Genomic DNA, 7,090 nt, shown 5'->3' with positions numbered 1-7,090 from the left:
AACATCATGCGATTTGAGTCAAAACCAACCAAGATGCCGCTCTCTGATTCTGGAAAAGTCTTGCTCGGCGACAACAAGATCAGAGTCTATCGCAACACCAGTTTCGAAGCCGGTTTACCTGACCTCAAAGCTTTTCCCATCAAAAAATGGGGGCAAATATATCAACAACAAAGCCAGCGTATCGCCTTGCTTGGATATGATTCATTACAAGGTTCGTCCTACTTGAGAGAAGTGCTTGCCAGCTACTTAAAATCTTCACGAGGATTGGATTGCACACCCGAGCAAATCATCATCACGGTTGGCGCTCAACAAGCGGTCAATATCGCGATTCAAGTCATCTTGAATCACGGAGATGAAGTCTATTTGGAAAACCCGGGCTACATTGGAATGCGCGAAGCCTTTAAAGCACATCAGTGCAAAATTACCGGCATCCCGGTGGGTAAGAATGGCTTAGACCTACAAGCACTACCGAAGAAACCAAAGGGTAAAATCTTATGTGTCACACCGACTCATCAATATCCGATGGGCGGGATTATGCCTTTGGCAAATCGCTTAAACATCCTTCAATGGGCTGCTGAAAATGGAGTATGGATTCTGGAGGATGATTACGACAGTGAATATCACTATGAACACAAACCGATTGCCTCCATGCAAGGTTTGGGTTTACAGGATCAAGTTATCTACATCGGTTCATTTAGCAAGGTACTTTACCCTGCACTAAGGCTTGGCTACATGGTTGTCCCTGAGCAAGTCATTGCCCCATGTGTGAAGACGAAAAATAGAATCGCAGGGCAAACACCAATGGTTGAGCAGGAAACTGTCGCTGAGTTTATTGCAGAAGGGCACTTTATCAGGCACCTGAGAAAAATGAGAGGGCTCTATCACGAGAAATTCAAAACGATCATCGCGGCTTGCGAACAGCACCTGGAAAATCTCGCAAAGCCCGAGTGCACCGGCGCGGGCATGCACATAGTATTGATTTTTAATCCGCAACTTTGCCAGGCCGGGCTATCAGATATGAAGGTTGTTGAAGCGATGAGGGAGCATAACCTCTCTGCCAGCCCCTTATCCACTTATTACCTCGATCGAGCCGAGGAGCAAGGCCTTGTACTGGGTTTTGCTAATACGGAGCTAAGCCTGATTGATCCGCATATACAAACGCTTCGGAATGTCATGCTTTCATGCATGACTAGCACTTAATCAATACTGTAAGGTCAATCGAACTAAAACAAGCCCACACCTCTATCAATATACTCAACTCGGCGGCGAGGCGTACCATGAAATGATTGTTCCAGGTTGAATTCAACACTCCCAACCGGAACACTGAAGAATACTCCGCTCGGTGTCGAAACGCGTTGCTGACTAACAGGTTCAATCCATTCCATGGCCTTTTTCTGCATCGACAAAAAGAAACCGCCAGTAGGTAGAAAAGTGCCGTTCTTTTGTTTTTCCCCTACTTCCATGCTTTTAAACTGAGTCATCGGAAAACAGGTCGGAACTCCATGAAGGTTACAGTCAGTCGTGGCAAAATCTATATCACCAATAAACGGGATAGGCCCAAGCGTAAAATTTGAACCACTGGGCAAACCGATATGGGTCGCTCGGACAGGGTCTGGCTGACCACCGCTTTCATAATCTACCTCACCATCCACCACATTCGGTGCGGTAATCGGATGAGCCTGCCCTTCTACCGGTGTAAAAGGCAAGAGAGCCCCCGCTAAGGCAAACCACCAGGGGCGATTAGGGGCATCAATCAATGCGTAAGCATTATCCTTTATTTGAACGGGCAGTTGACCGGTAAAGCTCAAAATATCCCCAGAGAAAATACCACGCGCCTGATGAAAGCCAATACGCATACCCACTAGTTCATCGTCTTCTTTAGCGATTTCGATGTAAGGGTCATAAAACTCAAAAGGAATGATTTCGCCCGCTCTATAGTAGCGTCCATCCATCTTTCTACCACTGGTCTCGGCAATCGCGCCAAAGCTCATATTCTTAACCCAAAGATCTGCGCCCTGCTTTTCCAAGCCTGGTTCTGTTCCATCACACTCAAAACAAGCTTCGCCATTTTCCCAGCGAGGATATTCGCCTAATTTAAGCTCCTCAACGTTCAGCTGCGTCTTGAGTTCCATACCAATATTTACTCGGGTCATTTCTTTTCCAAGAACGGTTTCCTGGTCTAGGGTGACAAAAGCTTGGCCGGAAATCTCCGATAGCTCTTCATCCTGCAAGGGAGTCATATCGGAATAACAGTTTTCAACGAATAAAACCGTTTTCGCGTAAATACAACCTGCAATGAGTTTGCCCAATGTATGAATTTCATCTTTGATGCTGGAAAAGTAGGTACTCATAAAAACATCCTTTTGCACATGTGTGTTTTTATTTTGTTTATTTTTCACACATGCTAACGATGACAAGTACCTCCCTCAACGAGATATTCTTACCTTTGTGAATGCCTTCAAGTCAGCCCCCTCCAAAGGATGGTAAGGTAGCTGGATATTACTACTTAATCACTTCGCCAATCACACAAGCCAAGTCATAACCCGCGGTTCTCAGCTCATTTAAACAAGCGTTCGCTTGATCAGCAGGCACTCCAGCCAATAAACCTCCCGCAGTTTGGGGGTCAAATAAAATCTCTGCTTCTTTCGGCGTTTCCAAGGAAATAAAAGCACGCATCTTGGTATCGATTTGTTTGTTTTGCTCATGCAAGCTCGAGAATATACCCTTAGCCATCAGTGCTTCAGTACCGTCCAATACAGGTAAGGAAGCCAGATTCAAAGAAGCCTTTTGCTTTGACGCCTGAAGCATTTCCAGTAAGTGTCCAGCTAAGCCAAAGCCCGTGACATCGGTACAAGCTTTCGCCCTATGGTTGAAGAGGATATGACTCGCCTTTTGGTTAGACTGAAGCATCATTTCAATCGCCGATTTCACCCAAGGCCCCTTCGCCAAGCCTCGCATATCCCCTGCAAATAAAGCCCCTGTTCCCAGCGCTTTAGTTAGAATCAATTTATCACCTGGCTGAAGCCCAGCCTTGGTTAGAAGCTGGTTTTCATCGGTTAGACCATTAATGGTAAAGCCAAGGCTTAGTTCAGCACCTTCTGCAGTATGCCCCCCAACAATGGGCATCTCACACGCATCAAAAACCTTGCTCGCGCCAAGCATCAGATGAAGCAATTGCTGCTCAACTTTTTCTTCACTCGCAAAAGGTAAGGTCACTAAAGCTTGGGCGCTATGGGGCGTTGCTCCCATGGCAAAAATATCACCCAAGGCATGGTTCGCGGCAATCTGGCCAAAGAGGTAGTCATCATCGATGAAACGTCGAAAAGCATCAACAGACTGGACTAATAATTTATCGGCAGGAATGGCCAAAACGGCGGCATCATCCGGCTGGGACAGTGCTACCTTCGCCTTATCCTCATAACGTGTTGAAAGCTGGGCAATCACGCGATTTAAAATAGGCTGCCCCACTTTGGCACCGCAACCGCCACAACGCATACTCATCGGCTCAGCATCCACACTCGCATTTTCAGCGGGGATCATCGGCTTGGCAAGTTCACTAAAGCGGCGCATAAATTTACGGTCGATTGAATCTTTCCAGTGCCATACCCATGCGCCCGACATTGCCCAGTCACCTCTAGAGGCAATTGCAGCTTTGTCGCCAGTACTCACTAAACTCAGGAACTTGCTCTGAGGGACAAAGGCTTTTAATGGCTCACCACGTAGGGCTTTTTCAAGATTATCAGCCAAGGGTTTACCCTGGCGCACAGCAAATACACCGGCTTTAGGCCGTGGGTGATCCAGCACATCAGCAATATCACCCGAGGCAAAAACATTAGGATGAGAAACTGACTGCAAACAAGCATCCACTTCTATAAAGCCCCGCTCACTACAGGCTAAACCAGCGGCTTTCGGCCATTCAGGGGCTGACGCCGATATTGCCCAAATAATCTTGTCTAAGCTTAGTTCCCTCGGGTTTTCAGCGTCTCGCGCATCGACCAAGCACCCTTCTTCAACTTTAGACACGCGAAAATCATGATGAACCTGCACCCCACGTTTATCCAATACCTTTTGGTAGCGCTGCTGCACTTTGGCATTGTGGCTGGGCAGTATCGTGTCACTCCCCGAGACCACGTGAAAGCGAAGTTGCTCAAAGCTCGTCTTTCGGTCTTTTAGCGCACACTTAAGTTTGTGCTGCATCGCTAGCGCAACTTCAACACCACTGGCACCACCGCCGACAATACCAATATCTACCGGCGAAGTGAGTTCCTTACTCAGTAGGGATTGCTGCAAGTCATGCCAGAGAGCGAGAAAGCGATCAACAGGTTTCACACCAACGCTAAACTCTTTAGTGCCTGGTATGTTTTTTAAGTCTGGAGAAGAGCCTATATCTATCGACAATACGTCGTACGAAAACGGCGGATGCTGCTGACAGAAGATGGTTTTCGCTTCAAGATCGAGGCCTGTCACGCTATCTTCAATAAAGCGCACCCCAAAACTTCGACACGCTGCGCCCAGGTCGATATGCACGTCTTCATGCTCGTAGTTCCCGGCAATCAAGCCAGGCAGCATACCTGAGTAAGGTGTGAGTACTGAATTGGAAATCAGGGTAATGCGCACACCAGGTAGGTGACGCTTGGCCAACATGCTCAGAGCAATAGCGTGGGCATGGCCACCACCGATTAACACCAAGTCTTGGCTAATGGGTGTATCAGTATTTGTCTCATTTTTTTTCACGTTTATTCCTAATCCAGCTCTTTAAGAGAGGCGGTAATCAATGGTAATCATTCGTTATCGCTCCCTCTTTAGTGCCCTAAACCTGTAGGCAGAGCCTTCCACGGCTCGCATGAAGGCTAGCACGAGGTTGATCGAGCGAGGGATAGAACCCTCTGCCTACAGTCATTGTTATTTGTTAAATATAAGCTTGAATGCCACTACTCCGCCAGTGCGCACGGCGCACCCTATAACGGGACTGTTCCTCTTACACTAACGCATATCCGGCAAGGCATTGAGCCGCAGCTTTCGCCTAATACCGCGTGATAAGGTATCGACAAGAATATTCAGCAATGCCGTCACTAAAATTAAAAACAAGGCGCGATCAAAGCGCAACTCTTCGAAGGCCGAGTCGACGTAAAAACCCAAGGTATGCACGCCGAGAATTCCCAGTATGGCACTCTCTCGTAGAATCACCTCCCAGCGGTAAAACAAAAAGGCCAAAAAGGGCCGATATAATCTGGGCGTGACTTCGTAGGAATATAGATTAATGCCTTTCGGGGCGTCTTGTCTTAGCTTAAGGTTGCGTGATGCGTTGCCAATCAAATGCGCGATAATCGCACCATTGTGCAAGCTCAAAGCCACGATCGCGGGCACCATCGAGGGACCCATCATAATCAGTAAAACAAACACCAACATCAGCTCAGGTATAGAGCGCAAAACGACTAACAAGAAGTGTGACAGATAACGGCTGCCTTTGTTCAAAAATAAGGGTGAAATAAAGGGGTACATGACTAAGGCTAAGATGCCACTGCCCACCAATGAAATCATGGTCAGTAATAAGGTATTCCAAACGCCTTCGGCCACCTGCTGCTGTATCAGAAAGCTAGCCCAGTCCCATGTCGCATACCAAGCCTCTAGCTGCCAAAGAGTTTCAGCCCCTTTTAAGGGTTCAGGCAGGATATCGTAGCTTAAAAAGCGCCATATCAGATCGGTCTGTGTACTCAGGTATAAATTCAATTGAGTCGATAACCACACCACCGCGACTAGCAATAGCAGCAATAAGCTACGACGATGACTCCAGAATCTTAAGCTGGCGATGACAAAAAAGAAGACATAGAGCACTGCCGCGGCCTGATCGTACTCGCCTTCACTGAAGAAGCTTTCGAGATGAAAGCCCAGCGTAGGCAAGCCGATAAAACCAAGTATCGCGCTGCTTCGAATACCGCACTCCAAACGATAACGCGTATACGACACGACTTGCGGCCAAGCCTGCGCCAAGCGCGCGTAAAGAAAAGCCGAAAACGAGCCTTGTGCCTGGTGGGTCAGGGCATCATTCGGCGCACGATCGCTTTCTTCCAGAATCTCGGCATAGACCTTGGCGAAGATGCCAGAAAAAGGAATGATAATCGCCAACAAGCCAGTCAGCGTCGACAAGCCAAAGAACTGCAAAAACAGCAAAGCCCAAAAAATTTCATGAATTGAACGGATAAAGGCACAGCCAATACGGACCAAACGATGCTGAAAACATTGCGCCAACAGCAAGCCGAATACAGAAGAGATCGCCACACCGACCAAGGCAAAAGCCAAGGTGTTCAGCAAGCTGACCAGCAATTCATACCAAGAGAAAAAAGACGGGCTGACAAAACCCTGAGCAATACGACCTAGCTCTCCCCAAGGGTCTGCTGTAATGATTTCAAGGTCGGCAAAACAAAGGCAAATAAGCGCCAGAAACAAAAAGCCGGAGCTGACTCGATTAAGCGTCCACATAGCTTAACGACAGAGCTTTAAGTCAGGATGCTTAGGCACCGGCGTATTATCATGTTCGCCGGTGGGCTGCTGGGTATCGAAATCGGAATAGATTTGACGAAGCTTATCTGAGTCCAGTTCGGCAACTTGGCAATCTATCGCTAACTCACCGCCTTTCAAGCCGATGATACGATCGCAGTATTTCACGGCCAGTTCGGTATTATGGAGTGCTAAAACAACGCTCTGGTGAGAAGAGATGATCTTAGCGATCAAGCGCTCGGCTTGTAGCTCATCCACCGCAGAAACCGGCTCGTCGCCGAGAAAAATATCCCGTTCCTGGATCAGCGTTCGAGCTAATGCTGCACGCTGTTGCTGACCGCCAGATAAGGTCTCGGCACGCGCTTTCAAGTGTTCTTGTAAACCTAAAGATTGTGCAAGCAAGGCTACCTTTTTTTGAACCGCCTTCTGAGGAAAAAACAAATTCAAAGCGTTATAGAGAAAATTGTGCTTATCCAACTGCCCCATATAAATGTTATGGAACAAAGATAAACTGGGGACCAAAGCCGGCGCCTGCTGACAGAAGGCAATATCATCGGGGCGCAGCTGGTATAGTGCTTTGAGTAAAGTACTT

General features: G+C 47.7%; 5 protein-coding genes. 1 reads left to right on the top strand and 4 read right to left on the bottom strand.

The genetic code is table 11. From position 1 onward, the window contains the following. Nucleotides 1-1,200, top strand: a 1,200-nt coding sequence (locus tag A3735_RS08900) for a PLP-dependent aminotransferase family protein (protein ID WP_156499544.1), incomplete at its 5' end; no start/stop codon positions are given. A gap of 23 nt (nt 1,201-1,223) precedes the next feature. On the opposite strand, the gene A3735_RS08895 is transcribed toward A3735_RS08900, so the two are convergent. The 4 genes from A3735_RS08895 to A3735_RS08880 form a co-directional block, all read right to left on the bottom strand. After that, on the bottom strand, nt 1,224-2,351 hold the full coding sequence (locus A3735_RS08895; protein WP_068513598.1) for a hypothetical protein: 1,128 nt from the start codon (nt 2,349-2,351) through the stop codon (nt 1,224-1,226). Nucleotides 2,352-2,502: 151 nt separating this feature from the next. Continuing rightward, nucleotides 2,503-4,734, bottom strand: coding sequence for a selenide, water dikinase SelD (gene selD / locus A3735_RS08890; protein ID WP_068513596.1), 2,232 nt, complete (start codon nt 4,732-4,734; stop codon nt 2,503-2,505). Between the two features lie 249 nt (nt 4,735-4,983). Further along, nucleotides 4,984-6,480 (bottom strand): ABC transporter permease, encoded by a 1,497-nt coding sequence (locus tag A3735_RS08885; protein ID WP_068513593.1) that lies wholly within the window; start codon nt 6,478-6,480, stop codon nt 4,984-4,986. Between the two features lie 3 nt (nt 6,481-6,483). Continuing rightward, on the bottom strand, nt 6,484-7,090 hold a 607-nt coding region (locus A3735_RS08880; protein ID WP_068637952.1), incomplete at its 5' end, for an ATP-binding cassette domain-containing protein.

Source organism: Oleiphilus sp. HI0061, from assembly GCF_001635675.1.
This window is presented reverse-complemented; position numbering and strand designations above follow the sequence as displayed.